The following is a 17,133-nucleotide window of genomic DNA, read 5'->3' as shown; positions in this document are numbered from 1 at the left end:
AATTTGCTTCTTTTTTAAAAAAAACAAATTAACTTGCATCGCTTTAAAATATTAAAACTGATGACCCAATTTTCTTCTTTTTTGAAAAAATTACTACTGATAATCGCGTTTTTTTGTATTTCTACAAATGCAATGTATGCACAATGTCCTCAAATTGAATCTATATTTGTTGCAGCTTGTACTCAAGTTCCGAACACTGAAGGTTATAATGAAATGTTCCGTTTTAGAGTTGGTACTTCACCTATAAATACAAGTACTATCTCTATAAATTGGCCCTCTCAATCATGGAATGGTTTTGTTCAAAACGCCACAACTACAGCAAAGGTTGCTACTCTAAATGCTGACATTATAGCGGCTGGAGGTTGTGCTCAACTTTTACAACCAATAGGAGGCGTTTTACCTGCGAATGTACCTGTAATTGTAGTAACTAGTTATTTATTTGATACGGCAGCAAATTCCTTCGGAGCATTAACTGAAAACACTTATATTCTATTTCAGAATTCTACCACAACAGGTGGTCATTTTGGAAATTACGCGACGTCGGGAAGTAGAACATTATCGGTTACTTTTGGAGGTGGTTGTTCAGATACAGTAACATATGTTCGAAATGACTTATCTCCAGATTCTGGAGCTTCAGTTAGCTTTACAGCTTCCGGAGTTCCTACCTATTATAACAACGGATGTTCCGCACCCGTGCAACCATTCACTGTAGATGCAGGTTCAAGTCCTGCGAGTGCTTGTGCAGGAACGACTGTGAGTCTTTCAGGAACGGCTCAAGGGCAGACAAGTGTTGCATGGACGGCACCTGAAGGGACTTTTAGTTCGGCTTCGACATTAAATACAAATTACACAATACCTGCTACTGCTACTGGAACTATTACAGTAACATTGACCGCTACCAATGCTTGTGGAGCGGCAATAAATGATACCGTTACAATCACCGTTAATGCAGCGACTACACCCACTTTTACTATTAATAATGCTTTGTGTAATGGGCAAGCTGCACCTTTGCTTCCTTCCCAATCAAACAATGGTATAAATGGAACTTGGTCGCCAGCAACCGTTAGTAGTACTACAAGTGGAAGTTATGTATTTACGCCAGGTACTAGCCAATGTGCGGTGCCTTATACCTTAAATGTTACGGTTTCTGCGGGAAACATTACTCCAACGTTTACAGCAGTTCCTGCCATTTGTTCGGGTGAAACTTTAGCTGCTTTACCTACGACTTCAAATAATAGTATTAATGGAACTTGGACACCGGCATTAAACAATACCACTACTACTACTTATACTTTTACACCTACTGCTGGGCAATGTGCTACAACTACAACGCTAACCATTACGGTAAATCCTAGTACTACACCGACCTTTACAGCGGTTCCAGCCATTTGTTCAGGTGAGGCGTTGGCTGCTTTACCGACCACTTCAAATAATAGCATTAATGGAACGTGGTCGCCTGCTTTAGATAATACGGCAACTACCACTTATACTTTTACACCAAGTGCGGGGCAATGTGCGACAACTCAAACGTTGACAATTACTGTGAATCCAGCTGTTACACCAACTTTTACAGCAGTTCCTGCAATCTGTTCTGGCGAAACTTTGTCAGCACTTCCTACAACTTCTACAACTGGAATTTCGGGGACGTGGTCACCTGCTTTAAATAATACTGCAACTACCACTTATACATTTACACCAAGTGCTGGACAATGTGCTATTAATACGACTTTGACTATCATTGTGAATCCGAGTAGTACACCCACATTTACGGCAGTACCTGCAATTTGTTCTGGCGGAACTTTGTCTGCTTTACCGACAACTTCTAACAATAGTATTTCTGGAACGTGGTCACCAGCTTTAAATAATACTGCAACTACCACTTATACATTTACACCAAATGCTGGGCAATGTGCGGCAACGCAAACATTGACAATTACGGTAAATCCTAGTACGACACCAACATTTACGGCAGTACCTGCAATTTGTTCTGGCGGAACTTTGTCTGCTTTACCGACAACTTCTAATAATAGTATTAATGGAACATGGTCTCCTGCTCTAAATAATACTGCAACTACGACTTATACATTTACTCCAAGTGCGGGGCAATGTGCGACAACGCAAACGTTGACAATTACTGTGGATCCAAATGTTACACCAACATTTACAGCAGTTCCTGCAATATGTACTGGTGGAACTTTGTCAGCACTTCCTACAACTTCTAATAATAGTGTTAATGGAACATGGTCTCCTGCTCTAAATAATACTGCAACTACTACTTATACATTTACTCCAAGTGCGGCTCAATGTGCGACAACGCAAACGTTGACAATTACTGTGGATCCAAATGTTACACCAACATTTACAGCAGTGCCTGCAATATGTACTGGTGGAACTTTGTCTGCTTTACCGACCACTTCTAATAATAGTATTACAGGTTCTTGGTCACCTGCTTTAAATAATACGGCAACTACCACTTATACATTTACTCCAAGTGCGGGTCAATGCGCGACAACGCAAACGTTGACAATTACTGTGGATTCAAATGTTACACCAACATTTACGGCGGTTCCTGCAATATGTTCCGGCGGAACTTTAGCTGCTTTACCGACAACTTCTAATAATAGTATTACAGGTTCTTGGTTACCTGCTTTAAATAATACGGCAACTACTACTTATACATTTACACCAAGTGCGGGTCAATGTGCGACAAATCAAACGTTGACAATTACTGTAAATCCTAGTACTATACCAACATTTACAGCAGTTCCTGCAATATGTTCTGGTGGAACTTTGTCTGCTTTACCGACCACTTCTAATAATGGTATTACAGGTTCTTGGTCACCTGCTTTAAATAATACTGCAACTACTACTTATACATTTACACCAAGTGCGGGGCAATGTGCGACAACGCAAACGTTGACAATTACTGTGGATCCAAATGTTACACCAACATTTACAGCAGTTCCTGCAATATGTACTGGTGGAACTTTGACTGCTTTACCGACAACTTCTACCAATGGAATTACAGGAATTTGGTCACCCGCTTTAAATAATACCGCAACTACAACGTATACATTCACACCAAGTGCGGGGCAATGTGCGACAACGCAAACGTTGACAATTATTGTGAATCCAAATGTTACACCAACATTTACGGCGGTTCCTGCAATATGTTCCGGTGGAACTTTGACTGCTTTACCGACAACTTCTAATAATAGCATTACAGGTTCTTGGTTACCTGCTTTAAATAATACGGCAACTACAACATATACATTTACACCAAGTGCAGGGCAATGTGCGACAACGCAAACGTTGACAATTACTGTAAATCCGAATATTACACCAACTTTTACGGCGGTTCCTGCAATATGTTCCGGTGGAACCTTGTCTGCTTTACCGACAACTTCTAATAATGGTATTACAGGTTCTTGGTCACCTGCTTTGAATAATACTGCAACTACAACCTATACATTTACACCAAGTGCGGGTCAATGTGCGGTAACTACTCCATTAACAATTACGGTGAATCAAAAAGTAACACCCACATTTAATGCTGTTGCTCCAATTTGTTCAGGTGGAGCTTTAGCTGCTTTACCTACAACTTCTACCAATGGAATTTCTGGAACGTGGTCACCCGCTTTAAATAATACCGCAACCACAACTTATACTTTTGTACCAAATGCAGGGCAATGTGCGGAAAATGCTCAGTTAACCATTACGGTGAATCCAGAAGTTGTGCCCACATTTACCACTGTGAATCCTATTTGCGAAGGCGATAATTTATTCCCTTTACCTACAACTTCTAACAATGGAATTACAGGTACGTGGACTCCAGCACTAGACAATACAGCAACTACGACCTATACTTTTTTGCCAAATGCCAATCAATGTGCGACTTCAACAACCTTGACAATTGTAGTTAATAATGCGGGTGCTGTAACCCCAATTACTGGAAATGATACCGTTTGTATGAGTGACACGTTGCAATTGTCAAATGCAACTGCTGGAGGAACATGGTCGTCTTCAAATGTTAATGCTGCAACAGTTGACGCGGATGGATTGGTTACACCCGTTGGACCTGGATTTAGTACGATTATTTATACCACCACTTCGGTTTGTAGTAGCACAACCTTCGATATTACGGTATATCTTGCGCCAAATCCGCTATTAACGGACCAGTACATTTGTGAAGATTCAGTAACAGGAAGCTATATTTCAACGGTAAATATGCAGTGTGGTGTTTCTAATGCAGACCACACTTTTGTATGGACTTTGAATGGACAACCGCTAACTACAACGACAAATTTACATGTAGCTACTGAAGAAGGTTTATATGAAGTTACTGTAACTAATAATACTACGGGCTGTACCGCTACCGCTTCGGCAAATGTGATAAAATCATCCAAAGCGATTGCTACAGCTACTGTTGAAAAGGATTTTGACAACGGTCAAATCATAACAGTAACGGTTACGGGTGGTTCTGGGGATTACCTTTATCAATTGAACGACAATTGGCCTCAAGAGGACAATCATTTCATTGTCAATCAAGGCATCTACACTATTACAGTTATCGATAAAAATGGCTGTGGCATTACAACGCTAAGTGTTTTCGCTTTGAATTACCCACGATATTTTACTCCTAATAATGATGGATATAATGATACTTGGTTCATTGAAGGATTGTCAAATCAACAAGCCGCTCAAATATTTATATTTGACCGTTATGGTAAATTAGTAAAAGCAATCAAACCGTATCTTAATGAGTATTGGGATGGAACTTTAAACGGTTACCCACTTCCTTCTACTGATTACTGGTTTACGTTAAATTATATCGATAGAAATGCTGAATTAAAAGAGTTTCGTTCGCATTTTTCTTTAAAAAGGTAAGAAACACAAGACTAAATTAATTGAGGGTGATAAGAAAGTTGTACTTTTTTATCACCCTCAATTATTTAATAGTTGAAAAAGTATACTTTTTCGTCACGCGGGAACTTTTCAAAAGAAAAAGTATACTTTTTACCTCCCCGATTAATTTGGAGACAAAAAGTATACTTTTCAATAAGGGCTTATTAATTAAAAGTTCTAATTTGTAGAATTAGTATTGAAGAATCAATTCTCGAATTAAATCGCGAACATGAGGTTCCGCCGCCTTGGCAGCTTCTAACACTTCTGCATGAGAAATACTTTCGATACTGTGTTCATCACCCATATCCGTTATAACTGATACCCCAAAAGTTTCTAAGTCCATGTGTCTTGCCACAATTACTTCTGGAACAGTTGACATTCCGACGCAATCTGCACCTAATTTTTTTACCATTCCATACTCAGCAAGTGTTTCAAATGTTGGACCTTGCAAACCTAAATAAATACCATCATGCACTTCAATTCCTGATTTTTCAGCAATTCCTTTAGCTTTGTGAATCATTTTTCTTGAAAAAGGTTCGCTCATATTTACAAAGCGCGGCCCTAAACGTTCATCGTTTTTCCCTCTCAGAGGATGTTCCGGCATCATGTTGATTTGGTCTTTCAAAATAACAATCGAACCCACTTTATAATTTGGATTTACACCTCCGGAAGCATTTGAAACTATTAATTTTTCAACTCCCAAATATTTCATCACACGAACAGGAAAAGTCACTTCCTTCATATCATAACCTTCGTAGAAATGAAAACGACCTTGCATGGCTACAACATTCTTCGTCCCAATCTTTCCAAATACCAAAGCACCTTGATGTCCTTCTACGGTAGAAACTGGAAAATTGGGTATTTCTGTATAAGGCAAAGTAAATTCGATACTGATGTCATCTGTAAAACTTCCTAAACCCGAACCTAAAATCACGCCGTACTCAGGAGTGAAATTTGTTTTATTCTTAATATAATTTACGGTCTCTTGTATTTTATCCCACATGATTTTATATAATTTTATTTTTATAACGCTAAAGGTAATTCTATATCAAAAATAGGAATTTTTAATATCAAAGCACTCAGTTTCCCTAAGAAGTAGTGAAAAATGACCGTAATTAGGCTCTAATTTTTATATATTTGCCTAAAGCGACATTTTTCATCGTCTTTTTCACGCTTTAACAATGGCATTCCTAATTATTGTCTGCAGAAAGATTCCACTGATTATCCCTAGAAGAGTTTTATTTATTTATTTTTAAATTTATGACAATACCTCTTCCTAAATTAGTGCAGAAGAGAAATTGTCATCTATAAAAAAAATATGCAAGAAAAAATCATTCGCGAACTCACACAATTACGACATACCTTACATCAAAATCCTGAACTTTCAGGATTAGAATTTAAAACCTCGGAACGAATAATTTCCTTTTTAAAAAATTACAATCCTACAGAAATACTACATCCGATTGCTGACACAGGCATAATTGCTGTTTTCAAAGGAACAAATGCAGGTCCGGCGACTTTAATTCGTTGTGAATTGGATGCTTTGCCTATTCAAGAAATCAACGAATTCAATCATAAATCAGCTATCGATGGTGTTTCCCATAAATGTGGACACGACGGACACATGGCGATTTTATGTGGTGTTGCGACTTTGGTATCAAATGCAGATGCTTTTGACGGAACTGTTTGTTTATTATTTCAACCTGCCGAAGAAGATGGCGAAGGAGCGAAAAAAGTATTAAATGACCCGATTTTTAAAAATATTAAACCTGATTTTATTTTTGCATTACACAATTTACCAGGATTTCCTTTAGGTCAAGTTGTAGTTAAAAATCAGACATTTTCATGTGCTGTAAACAGTATGATTATCGAACTTTCCGGAAAAACGGCACATGCTGCCGAACCAGAAAATGGAACAAATCCTGCATTGGCGATTTCGGAAATTATAACAAATTTTAATTCCAAAATTCAATTTGATATTTCACTGGAAAGTTTTTGCTTAATTACTCCTATTTATATCAATATGGGTAAAAAAGCGTACGGCGTTTCGGCAGGTTTTGGTGAAATTCACTTCACCATAAGAAGCAACAGCAACAAGAACATGGACCGAATTGAGAGTGAATTAATTGATGCGGTTCAGAAAATTGCGACACGTTACAAATTAACACCCACCATCAATTGGACACAACAATTTCGGGCCAATGAGAATAATGCTGAGGCCGTTTCTTACATTCGAAAAGCTGCGGAAACAAACGGTTTTAATTTATTAGAAAAAGAAACACCGTTCAGTTGGGGTGAAGATTTTGGTTTGTTCACGGAGCATTTTCCGGGTGCAATGTTTGGCTTAGGTGCTGGTGAACAGGTACCGTCTTTACACAATCCCGACTATGATTTTCCAGACGAATTAATTTCAACAGGAGCCAAAATGTTTTATCAAATAATTAAAGAAATACACCATGCACACTAATTCCCATATAGAAATCAGTCAAAAAGCGCTGCAGAACAACATTAGTTTTTTAAGAAAAACTTTTGGCAAAAAAATCATTCTTTCATCTGTTATTAAAGGAAATGCATATGGACACGGCATTCCACAATTTGCTCGAGCAGCCTACAATTGCGGCGTGAATCACTTTTCCGTTTTTGATGCGGATGAAGCGCGAGCCGTTAGAAAAGAATTGCAAGATAATGTTGACGTAATGATTATGGGTTTTGTATCTGAAACTGATGTGGCTTGGGCAATTGAAAATGACGTTTCGTTCTATGTTTTTGATAAAGTAAGGTTGCAGAAAACGATTAAAATTGCCAAGAAATTAAATAAGAAAGCGTTAATCCACATAGAAGTTGAAACAGGAATGAACCGAACAGGTTTTGATAAACGAGAACTCCCTTGGGTTGCAAAAATGATGAAGGAAAATGCAGCGGTACTGTTTTTTGAAGGACTCTGTACTCATTATGCTGGAGCTGAAAGTGTGGCCAATCTTTCTAGAATTAAAAATCAAATTGCTCGTTTTACAGAAATTGAAGAAATTTTAAAAAAGGAAAAATTGCATCCAAAAATCCGACATACCGCTTGTTCAGCGGCATCAATGATGTTTCCAGACACCCGAATGGATTTAGTCCGAATTGGAATCATGCAGTACGGTTTGTGGTCGAGTCCGGAAGTTTTTGTGAATTATATGAATGAAAACAATATCACAAAAGACCCTTTGCAACGCATTATTTCATGGAAAAGCGAAGTGATGAGCGTCAAAAAAATCAAACCAGGTGATTATGTGGGTTACGGAACGAGTTTTATGGCTTCTGAAAAAATGAAAATCGCAGTGGTGCCTGTGGGATATTCCCACGGCTACAGTCGGTCGTTGAGTAATCTCGGTCGCGTTTTGATTAACGGAAAACGATGCATGGTTATTGGAACAGTGAACATGAATATGTTAACAGTAAATGTTAGTGATTTAGACGAGGTAAAGAAAGGAGACGAAGTCGTTTTGATAGGAAATCAAGAAGATGTTTCTATTTCAATTGCATCGTTCAGTGACTTCAGTAACACATTAAACTACGAGTTATTGACGCGTTTGGATAAAGGAATTCCGCGGACAATTATTTAGCTGAAAACTTTTCAATAAAATTTAAAATCGATTTATCAAATACATTCGCATCTTCCATAAACTCACTTTTAATGGGCAAGTAAAACAACTGTTCTTTGGGAAATTTATCTGCAATTCGCACATAATCTTTTTCCGTCGTAATAATTAATTTATGATTTGCCTTTCTTTTAACTTCTACAATTTCACTATCCGAAAAATGATGATGGTCGGGGAATCTCAAAACTTCATCCCCTTCTTTTTTTAAATAATTGAAAAACGGTTCAGGTTTGGCAATTCCCGCGAGAAGTACTTTATCTATTGATTGAATTTCAGCAACGGGAATTTGCCCATTTTTTGAAAAAACAGTTTCGTCATAACTTATCGAGGTAAAAAATAACTTTTGATTGGAATTCAAATTTAATTTCGCCTTCATTTTATTTTTTTCGTCAAGCGAAAGTGTTTTCGGACATTTAGTAACAATTATAATTTTTGCTCTTTTCGCTCCACTTCTACTTTCACGAAGATTTCCCATTGGCAAAATAAAATCATCGCAATATAAATCAGCATAAGCCGTCAATAAAATATACAAACCCGCCTTTACCTTTCGATGCTGAAAAGCGTCGTCTAATAAAATAATTTCTGGTGGATTTTTTTGTGCCAACAATTGCTGAATGCCATTTGTCCGATTAGCATCAACGGCCACTTGAATTTGTGGAAATTTTTGAAAATACTGAAAAGGTTCGTCGCCTAAAATTTCAGCATTTGAAGTCTCATCTGCCAAAACAAAACCTTCCGACTTTCTTTTATAACCGCGACTCAAAGTGGCGACCTTATATTTTTGAAAAAGCAATCGGATTAAATACTCTATTTGAGGTGTTTTACCCGTTCCACCCACGCTTAAATTTCCAACAGCAATAACTGGAATATTGAATGAGGTAGATTTCAAAATACCTTTATCAAAAAAGAAATTTCGAATTGAAGTAATCAAACCATATAAGATGGCGAAAGGAAAAAGTAGTATGCGGAGGGATTTCATAAATTATTTGTCGTTGTAATGACCCATTGCGGAAATGACTTCTACCAAAACCAAATTCTCATTAACGGAATAAATAATTCTATCTTTTGAATTGATTCTCCGTGACCAAAAATCTGCTAGATTGTATTTTAATTTTTCTGGATTGCCAACTCCTTCAAATGGATGAACTGTAAGCTCCAAAAGAATTTTACTTATTTTAGTTACCGTTCCTTTATCTCCTGACTTATAATGAAGAGTGATTTGCTTTTTTGCAAAATCTGTTATTTCAAGCCTAAACTTCCCCATATGTCATTTGGATCTATTGTAGTTCTGTTTTTGCTTTTTGCTGCATCCAAAACCATTTTTACAAATTCAGGATTATAAGGACTTATTTCTGTTTCCACACTAGATTTTACTTTAATCTCTTTTTTTGCCTTCCGAATCGTTTTATATTTTGCACCATTTTCAGCCACAGATTTGAAATCAGATTCTGAACTATTAGTCACTAGTACGCCATCAATAGCTATAAGTTGTACATCTCCTTCTTCTGAAAAAAATGCCTTCAAAAACTCAATAAAAGCCTTGCCTTTTCTAGAGTTTTCATTGACTTTGATTGTAATTGTTTCCATAACCATCTGCTTTGATTTACAAAGATACAAAAAACGTGCAACTTAATTTTCTGCTGAAATCCAATTTCAGAATTTAGTTACTTATCTTTGAATTCTATTATTATTTTCAAAAAACAAGCAAATGAAAACTAAGCAAATACTCGGTTTTTTAGAAGAAATGGCTCCTTTAGCGTATGCCGAAAGCTTTGATAATGTTGGATTATTAGTCGGAAATCAAAATAATGATTGTACAGGCGTGTTAGTTTGTCATGATGCTTTAGAAATAGTAATTGACGAAGCGATTGCCAAAAACTGTAATCTCGTAGTTTGTTTTCACCCCATTTTATTTTCAGGTTTAAAGAAGATTACCGGTAAAAATTATGTGGAACGTTCTATTATAAAAGCAATCAAGAATGACATTGCGATTTATGCCGTTCATACGGCTTTGGACAATCATAAAAACGGCGTCAACAAAATATTCTGTGATGCACTAGGGTTAATAAATACGAGGATTTTAATTCCAAAAGCAAATTTCATTCAGAAATTAGTCACTTTTACCGTTTCTGAAAATGCAGAAAAAGTAAGAACTGCTTTATTTAATGCTGGAGCGGGAACAATTGGAAATTATGAAAATTGTAGTTTTAATTCAATTGGAATTGGCACCTATAAAGGTAATGAAGATAGCAATCCCGTAATTGGAGAGCGAAATCTACTCACAAAAGCAGACGAAATCAAAATCGAAGTCACTTTTGAAAAACATTTGCAACATCAAATATTGGAAGCACTTTTTGAAAGTCATATTTACGAAGAAGTGGCTTATGAAATTTATGATTTGCTAAATATTCATCAAAATATTGGTTTAGGAATGATTGGCGAACTTCCCGAAGAAATGGACGAAACTTCATTTCTGCAATTGGTAAAAACCAAAATGAAAGCAGATGGAATTCGACACAGTGCATTTTTGAATAAAAAAATTAAGAAGGTTGCGGTTTTAGGAGGTTCAGGAAGTGAGGCAATTTCTAAGGCAATTCAGGCAGGTGCCAACGCTTTTTTAACCGCTGATTTAAAATACCACCAGTTCTACGAAGCTGAAAACCAACTACTTTTAGCCGATATCGGCCATTTTGAAAGCGAACGGTATACAAAAAATTATATTGTTGATTATCTTACGAAAAAAATGCCTAATTTTGCAATCATTTTATCAGAAGAAAATACAAATCCTGTTAAGTACTTATAATATATGGCGACTACAAAAGAATTGAGTGTTGAAGACAAATTAAGAGCAATTTACGATTTACAATTGATTGACTCAAGAATTGACGAAATCAGAAACGTAAGAGGTGAACTTCCTTTAGAGGTTGAAGATTTAGAAGATGAAGTAGCTGGTTTGAGTTCACGTTCTGAAAAATTAAAAGCAGATTTGGAATCGATGGAAGAGCAAATCAAAAGCAAGAAAAATGCAATTGACATGCACACTGAAGCCATCAAAAAATATACAAAACAACAGGAAACTGTTCGTAACAATCGTGAATTCAATTCATTGACTAAGGAAGTTGAATACCAAGAATTGGAAATTCAATTGTCTGAGAAGCACATCAAAGAGATGAAAGCTTCGATGGAATACAAAAAGCAAATCATCGAGCAATCGACTGAACGTTTAGAGCAAAAAAGCACTCATTTAGTGCATAAAAAATCTGAATTAGATGCAATTATGGCTGAAACTTCGAAAGAAGAAGAATTTTTAAATAAAAAATCAGCTGAATATGAAGCATTAATCGAAGCTCGTTTATTAGCGGCTTACAAAAGAATCAGAAGTAGTGTTAGAAACGGTTTAGCAGTAGTATCTATCGAAAGAGGTGCTTCAGCAGGTTCGTTTTTTACTATTCCTCCACAAACACAAGTTGAAATTGCCGCTCGTAAAAAAATTATTACAGACGAACATTCTGGACGAATTTTAGTCGACAGCGTTCTGGCTGAAGAAGAAAGAGAAAAAATGGAAAGCTTGTTTTCAAGCATCTAAATAATTTAAGCCCCGAAATTCGGGGCTTTTTTTTATGAAAAAATTAAAATATTTCCTACTTACAAAATCAATTGGTCTGGGATTAAATTTCAAAGTTTATTTCCAGCCTAAAAAAGCAGCATCCATTGCCTACCGATTGTTTAGCGAACCTAGAAGAGGTCAACTGACGGAAAACAATTTGCCCGAAATACTTCAAAATGTACCTTCTCAAAATTTTGACGCCGGCGAACATTTTTTAAAAACCTATATTTGGGAAGGAAATTCAACTGTTATTTTACTCGTTCACGGGTGGGAAAGTAATACTTCTCGCTGGGAAAAATTGCTACCTTATTTGCAACAAACCGGAAGTACAATCATAGCACTAGACGCACCAGGTCACGGACTTTCTGGTGGTACAGAGTTCAATGTCATTAAATATGCAGCCTATATTGACGTTGTGGTCAAACAATATAAACCAAATGTATTGATTGGTCATTCCATTGGCGGTGCGGCTTGCATATACCACCACACTCATTTTCAAAATGAAACTTTACAAAAAATGGTCATCCTTGGAGCTCCGTCAGAATTTCAGCACATTCTGCAAAATTATGTAAAGCTGTTGAGTTTAAACAATAGAATGAAAAAGGAACTTGAAACTCATTTTTCAAATAAATTCAACATGGAAATCAACACGTTCTCGAGTAGTACGTTTGCCAAAGAGATTCAAATTCCTGGTTTGATTGTGCATGATGTTGATGATGATATCGTTTCATTTGGCGACGGCCAAAAAATCGCTGATTCATGGAAAAACGCTAATTTCATACAAACAAAAGGATTGGGACACAGTTTGCACGATGAGAAAGTCTACGAAAAGATTGCCGCTTTTTTAGGATTGTAAATGCTGCAACTTCTTCACTTATAAAAATTAAGATACGATTGACGCACTACAAATTTACTGTCACGTTTTATTTTGTTACTTTTGCAGTATGGAAGAAAATTTGAAACGTCTAAATAAATTTATCAGCGATACAGGATACTGTTCTCGTAGAGAAGCCGATAAACTAATTGAGAAAGGATTAGTACTACTCAATGGTGAAGTTGCCGACTTGGGTACTAAAGTTTCAGATACAGATGAAATACGAATTGACGGTAAATTGATTCGAGAAAACAACAAAAAACACATCTATCTCGCTTTTAATAAACCTATTGGAATTGAATGCACCACGAATCTAGATGTTTATAATAATATTGTAGATTACATCAATTATCCCGAACGAATTTTTCCTATCGGAAGATTAGACAAGGCCAGTGAAGGTTTAATTTTTATGACCAACGACGGTGATATTGTGAACAAAATACTTCGTGCTAGAAATAACCACGAAAAAGAATACATTGTCACTGTAAACCGACCAATTACCGACCGATTTATCGAGAAAATGGGTAATGGAATTCCGATTTTGGATACGATTACCAAAGAATGTAAGGTGGAACAAATCAGTAAATATGTGTTTCGAATTATTTTGACACAAGGTTTAAATCGTCAAATTCGGAGGATGTGCGAATTTTTAGATTTTGAAGTCACCGCCTTAAAAAGAACGCGTATCATTAATATTTCACTTGACATTCCAGTTGGACGTTACCGCGATTTGACGGAAGAAGAGTTTACGCAATTAAATGAACTTATTGAGCCTTCAAGTAAAACGGAAGAAGCGAGCTTACCAAAAATAGCTTCTGAAGCTTCAAGAAATAAAACACCTTGGCGAAAAAATCCTCCAACAAATGCTACTAAAAGTTTTGGACGGCCCTCACCTAGAAAATAATAAACAGAAAAAGCCTTCTTTATCAAAGGCTTTTTTATGGATAAATTGTAGAAATTTAATTTCTATCTTTCCGTTGTTCTCGTGCTAATAATGTGTTTTTCAACAGCATTGCAATCGTCATTGGCCCAACTCCACCCGGAACTGGCGTAATAAATGAGGCTTTTTTCGACACGAATTCAAAATCAACATCTCCTGTTATTCTATAGCCTTTTTCGGTAGTGTCGTCTGCAACACGTGTAATTCCTACGTCAATAACCACTGCTCCATCTTTTACCATCTCCGCTTTTAGATAATTCGGCACACCTAACGCTGTGATAATAATGTCTGCTTGTGTGGTAATTTGAGCGATGTTTTTAGTATAACTGTGTGTTAATGTTACGGTTGAGTTTCCTGGAAAACCTTTTCGTCCCATCAAGATACTCATCGGTCGACCTACAATGTGGCTTCTACCAATTACTACCGTATGTTTTCCTTGGGTTTCCACATTGTAACGTTCTAATAATTCTAAAATACCAAAGGGAGTTGCGGGAATAAAAGTGGTCATATCCAACGCCATTCTTCCGAAATTCTCCGGATGAAATCCATCTACATCCTTACTTGGATCGATAGCCATCAACACTTTTTGCGTATCAATTTGTTCGGGCAAAGGCAATTGTACGATAAATCCATCAATGTTATCGTCTTGATTCAATTGCTTAATTTTTTTTAGCAATTCGGTTTCAGAAGTAGTGCTTGGCATTTTTACTAACGTAGATTCAAAGCCTACGCGTTGACACGCTTTTACTTTACTTCCTACATAGGTCAAACTTGCTCCATCATTTCCCACAATAATTGCGGCAAGATGCGGCACTTTTTCACCGTTTTGTTTCATGATATTTACTTCGGCAGTAATCTCATTTTTAATATCATCAGCTGTTTTCTTTCCGTCTAATATTTGCATTGTTTTCTTTTCTTTCAGGTTTACGTTTTAGGTTCAAAGTTGTGTTGGTGCCTAAAACTAATTGTAGTTAGTTATTAATATATTTGGGCATGACCCCGAAAAGGGGTCGGGCTGTTCGCTCCCGTTTTTACTGCTTTTTGCAAAGCAATAATGAGCTCCACTTCCATCCCTCATGCAAAAAATTAAGGTTTAAAACTTCTTTTTATCGAAACTTTAAACCTTAACTATTTAATTTTTATTTCATTCCGGGCATTCCGCCTTTCATGCCACCCATCATTTTCATCAAGTTTTTACCTCCTGGACCTTGCATCATTTTCATCATTTTGCTCATTTGGTCAAACTGTTTCATCAGTTGATTGACTTGCTCGATTTTCGTTCCAGAACCTTTCGCAATTCTTGTTTTACGTTTAACATCGATAACTGCAGGTTTTTTACGTTCAATAGGCGTCATCGAATGGATTATTGCTTCAATATGTTTGAAGGCATCGTCCTCAATTTCCACATCTTTCATGGCTTTTGAAGCACCTGGAATCATTCCTACCAAGTCCTTCATATTACCCATTTTCTTCACTTGCTGAATTTGGGTCAAGAAATCGTCAAAACCAAATTCATTTTTAGCGATTTTCTTCTGTAATTTTCGAGCTTCGTCTTCGTCAAATTGTTCCTGAGCACGCTCTACCAAAGAGATAACGTCACCCATTCCCAAAATACGTTCGGCCATACGTGAAGGATAGAACACGTCAATCGCTTCCATTTTCTCACCCGTTCCGATAAATTTAATTGGCTTGTTCACCACCGATTTAATCGAAATCGCAGCTCCACCACGTGTATCACCGTCTAATTTTGTCAAGATAACTCCGTCAAAATTCAAACGATCGTTAAACGCTTTCGCCGTATTCACTGCATCTTGACCAGTCATGGCATCCACAACGAACAAGGTTTCTTGAGGTTGAATTGCTGCGTGAACATTTGCAATCTCGTTCATCATTTGCTCGTCAACAGCCAAACGACCTGCCGTGTCAATAATTACTACATCAAATCCGTTTGCTTTTGCATAAGCAATTGCTTTTTGCGAAATGTCAACAGGATTTTTATTTTCAGGTTCAGAATAAACCTCCACACCTACTTGGTCTCCTACAACGTGCAATTGGTTAATTGCCGCAGGACGGTAAATATCACAAGCTACCAATAACGGTTTCTTGTTCTTTTTTGTTTTTAAATAATTGGCTAATTTTCCAGAAAAAGTCGTCTTTCCAGAACCTTGCAAACCTGACATCAAAATAATGGAAGGTTTCCCTGATAGATTAATTCCTGCAGCATCGCCACCCATTAATTCTGTCAACTCATCTTTGACTAATTTAACTAATAATTGTCCTGGTTGCAAAGTGGTCAATACATCTTGCCCAATCGCTTTTTCCTTTACTCTTGTGGTAAATTCTTTGGCAATTTTAAAGTTAACATCGGCATCTAATAACGCACGACGTACTTCTTTCAAGGTGTCGGCTACGTTGACTTCGGTAATTTTACCGTGTCCTTTTAATATATGAAATGCTTTGTCGAGCTTGTCGCTTAAATTATCAAACATAAGAATGTATCTTTTAGAGGTGCAAATATAAGAGAAACGCCGTAAGTTTCAAAGCATAAGAAGTTCAAAGTTTTGCAAAAAAGTAGAGAATAACTATTATTAAGAATTTGAATTAAATGTTTCTGATTGCACATTTCTTCGTGTATTTCCTGCAAGGTTTTCAAAACCTTGTAGGTTTAAAATTAATTCGAATAATATCTATAAGGTCAAAAAAAGACCTTACAGGAAAAGAAAAGTAGTTGTTTGGTTAAGGAATAATATCTAAACTTATAAAATAATCTATTTTATTCGTAGACCAATGGAAACCACGAATCTCTTGTAATTACCTTAAAGCCTTCTTCTTTATTTCCAACAAATTCAAATTCAACATAATTTTGAAAGAAAGTAAGTATTTTTACACTCTTTTCTATTTCTAATTCGCCACACGTGATTCTGACAATGTGATAACCAGAATTCACATTTAATCTCGAAGATTTAAGTGGAGTAAAGTATGAATAAACTACTTCATTATCTTCTATTTTCTCATCATCCAAAAATAATTCAACATTCAAAACTTTAGTTTGAATAGAATTTTGGTAAATCACATTAATCTTCTTTGGAATAAAAGCCAAAACAAGGAAGGAATAAATAACCAATAGGATTACAATTTTACTTTTTTTCATTTCAAATGGAATGTT

General features: G+C 36.4%; 14 protein-coding genes. 7 read left to right on the top strand and 7 right to left on the bottom strand.

Features of this window, described 5'->3' with window-relative positions; translation table 11 throughout:
- Positions 1 to 60 precede the first annotated feature (60 nt).
- The gene (locus tag ACQ5J2_RS07835) at positions 61 to 4,887 is read left to right on the top strand and encodes a T9SS type B sorting domain-containing protein (protein ID WP_432673171.1); all 4,827 of its coding nucleotides are present in this window, start codon (positions 61 to 63) and stop codon (positions 4,885 to 4,887) included.
- Positions 4,888 to 5,095: 208 nt separating this feature from the next.
- Here ACQ5J2_RS07835 and ACQ5J2_RS07830 read toward each other — a convergent pair whose 3' ends face one another.
- Entirely contained in the window at positions 5,096 to 5,908 is an 813-nt protein-coding gene (locus ACQ5J2_RS07830; protein WP_432673170.1) for a purine-nucleoside phosphorylase, read from the bottom strand.
- 315 nt (positions 5,909 to 6,223) lie between these two features.
- Between ACQ5J2_RS07830 and ACQ5J2_RS07825 the strand changes: the two genes are divergently transcribed.
- Together ACQ5J2_RS07825 and alr are read left to right on the top strand one after the other, a co-directional pair.
- On the top strand, positions 6,224 to 7,372 hold the full coding sequence (locus ACQ5J2_RS07825; RefSeq protein WP_432673169.1) for an amidohydrolase: 1,149 nt from the start codon (positions 6,224 to 6,226) through the stop codon (positions 7,370 to 7,372).
- On the top strand, positions 7,362 to 8,510 hold the full coding sequence (alr, locus tag ACQ5J2_RS07820) for an alanine racemase (protein WP_432673168.1): 1,149 nt from the start codon (positions 7,362 to 7,364) through the stop codon (positions 8,508 to 8,510). The genes ACQ5J2_RS07825 and alr overlap by 11 nt, the downstream gene beginning before the upstream one ends.
- Here the strand turns inward: alr and lpxK are convergent.
- From lpxK to ACQ5J2_RS07805, 3 genes are read right to left on the bottom strand one after another with little or no spacing between them, the layout of a single operon-like run.
- On the bottom strand, positions 8,503 to 9,525 hold the full coding sequence (gene lpxK / locus ACQ5J2_RS07815; protein WP_432673167.1) for a tetraacyldisaccharide 4'-kinase: 1,023 nt from the start codon (positions 9,523 to 9,525) through the stop codon (positions 8,503 to 8,505). The two genes, alr and lpxK, sit on opposite strands and share 8 nt — an antisense overlap.
- 3 nt (positions 9,526 to 9,528) lie before the next feature.
- Entirely contained in the window at positions 9,529 to 9,810 is a 282-nt protein-coding gene (locus tag ACQ5J2_RS07810) for a Txe/YoeB family addiction module toxin (protein ID WP_432673166.1), read from the bottom strand.
- Positions 9,786 to 10,133 (bottom strand): DUF2683 family protein, encoded by a 348-nt coding sequence (locus ACQ5J2_RS07805; RefSeq protein ID WP_432673165.1) that lies wholly within the window; start codon positions 10,131 to 10,133, stop codon positions 9,786 to 9,788. Before ACQ5J2_RS07805 ends, ACQ5J2_RS07810 begins: the two co-directional genes overlap by 25 nt.
- A 121-nt stretch (positions 10,134 to 10,254) precedes the next feature.
- On the opposite strand from ACQ5J2_RS07805, the gene ACQ5J2_RS07800 reads away from it, so the two are divergent.
- The 4 genes from ACQ5J2_RS07800 to rluF all read left to right on the top strand — a co-directional run bounded on the left by ACQ5J2_RS07800 (position 10,255) and on the right by rluF (position 13,931).
- A complete protein-coding gene (locus tag ACQ5J2_RS07800) occupies positions 10,255 to 11,349 on the top strand; it encodes a Nif3-like dinuclear metal center hexameric protein (protein WP_432673164.1) in 1,095 nt (364 codons plus the stop codon).
- A 3-nt stretch (positions 11,350 to 11,352) separates the two neighbouring features.
- A complete protein-coding gene (locus ACQ5J2_RS07795) occupies positions 11,353 to 12,132 on the top strand; it encodes a zinc ribbon domain-containing protein (protein WP_432673163.1) in 780 nt (259 codons plus the stop codon).
- A gap of 34 nt (positions 12,133 to 12,166) precedes the next feature.
- A complete protein-coding gene (locus ACQ5J2_RS07790) occupies positions 12,167 to 13,009 on the top strand; it encodes an alpha/beta hydrolase (RefSeq protein WP_432673162.1) in 843 nt (280 codons plus the stop codon).
- An 88-nt stretch (positions 13,010 to 13,097) separates the two neighbouring features.
- Positions 13,098 to 13,931, top strand: coding sequence for a 23S rRNA pseudouridine(2604) synthase RluF (gene rluF, locus ACQ5J2_RS07785; protein ID WP_432673161.1), 834 nt, complete (start codon positions 13,098 to 13,100; stop codon positions 13,929 to 13,931).
- A 55-nt stretch (positions 13,932 to 13,986) separates the two neighbouring features.
- Here the strand turns inward: rluF and ACQ5J2_RS07780 are convergent, their stop codons facing one another.
- From ACQ5J2_RS07780 to ACQ5J2_RS07770, 3 genes are all read right to left on the bottom strand, one after another.
- Entirely contained in the window at positions 13,987 to 14,871 is an 885-nt protein-coding gene (locus tag ACQ5J2_RS07780) for a bifunctional 5,10-methylenetetrahydrofolate dehydrogenase/5,10-methenyltetrahydrofolate cyclohydrolase (protein WP_432673160.1), read from the bottom strand.
- Positions 14,872 to 15,106: 235 nt separating this feature from the next.
- Positions 15,107 to 16,456, bottom strand: coding sequence for a signal recognition particle protein (ffh, locus tag ACQ5J2_RS07775; protein WP_026977583.1), 1,350 nt, complete (start codon positions 16,454 to 16,456; stop codon positions 15,107 to 15,109).
- Positions 16,457 to 16,740: 284 nt separating this feature from the next.
- A complete protein-coding gene (locus tag ACQ5J2_RS07770) occupies positions 16,741 to 17,118 on the bottom strand; it encodes a hypothetical protein (protein WP_432673159.1) in 378 nt (125 codons plus the stop codon).
- Positions 17,119 to 17,133 lie beyond the last annotated feature (15 nt).

The organism is Flavobacterium sp. SM2513 (assembly GCF_050908145.1).
In the GTDB taxonomy this organism is placed as follows: domain Bacteria; phylum Bacteroidota; class Bacteroidia; order Flavobacteriales; family Flavobacteriaceae; genus Flavobacterium.
This window is presented reverse-complemented; position numbering and strand designations above follow the sequence as displayed.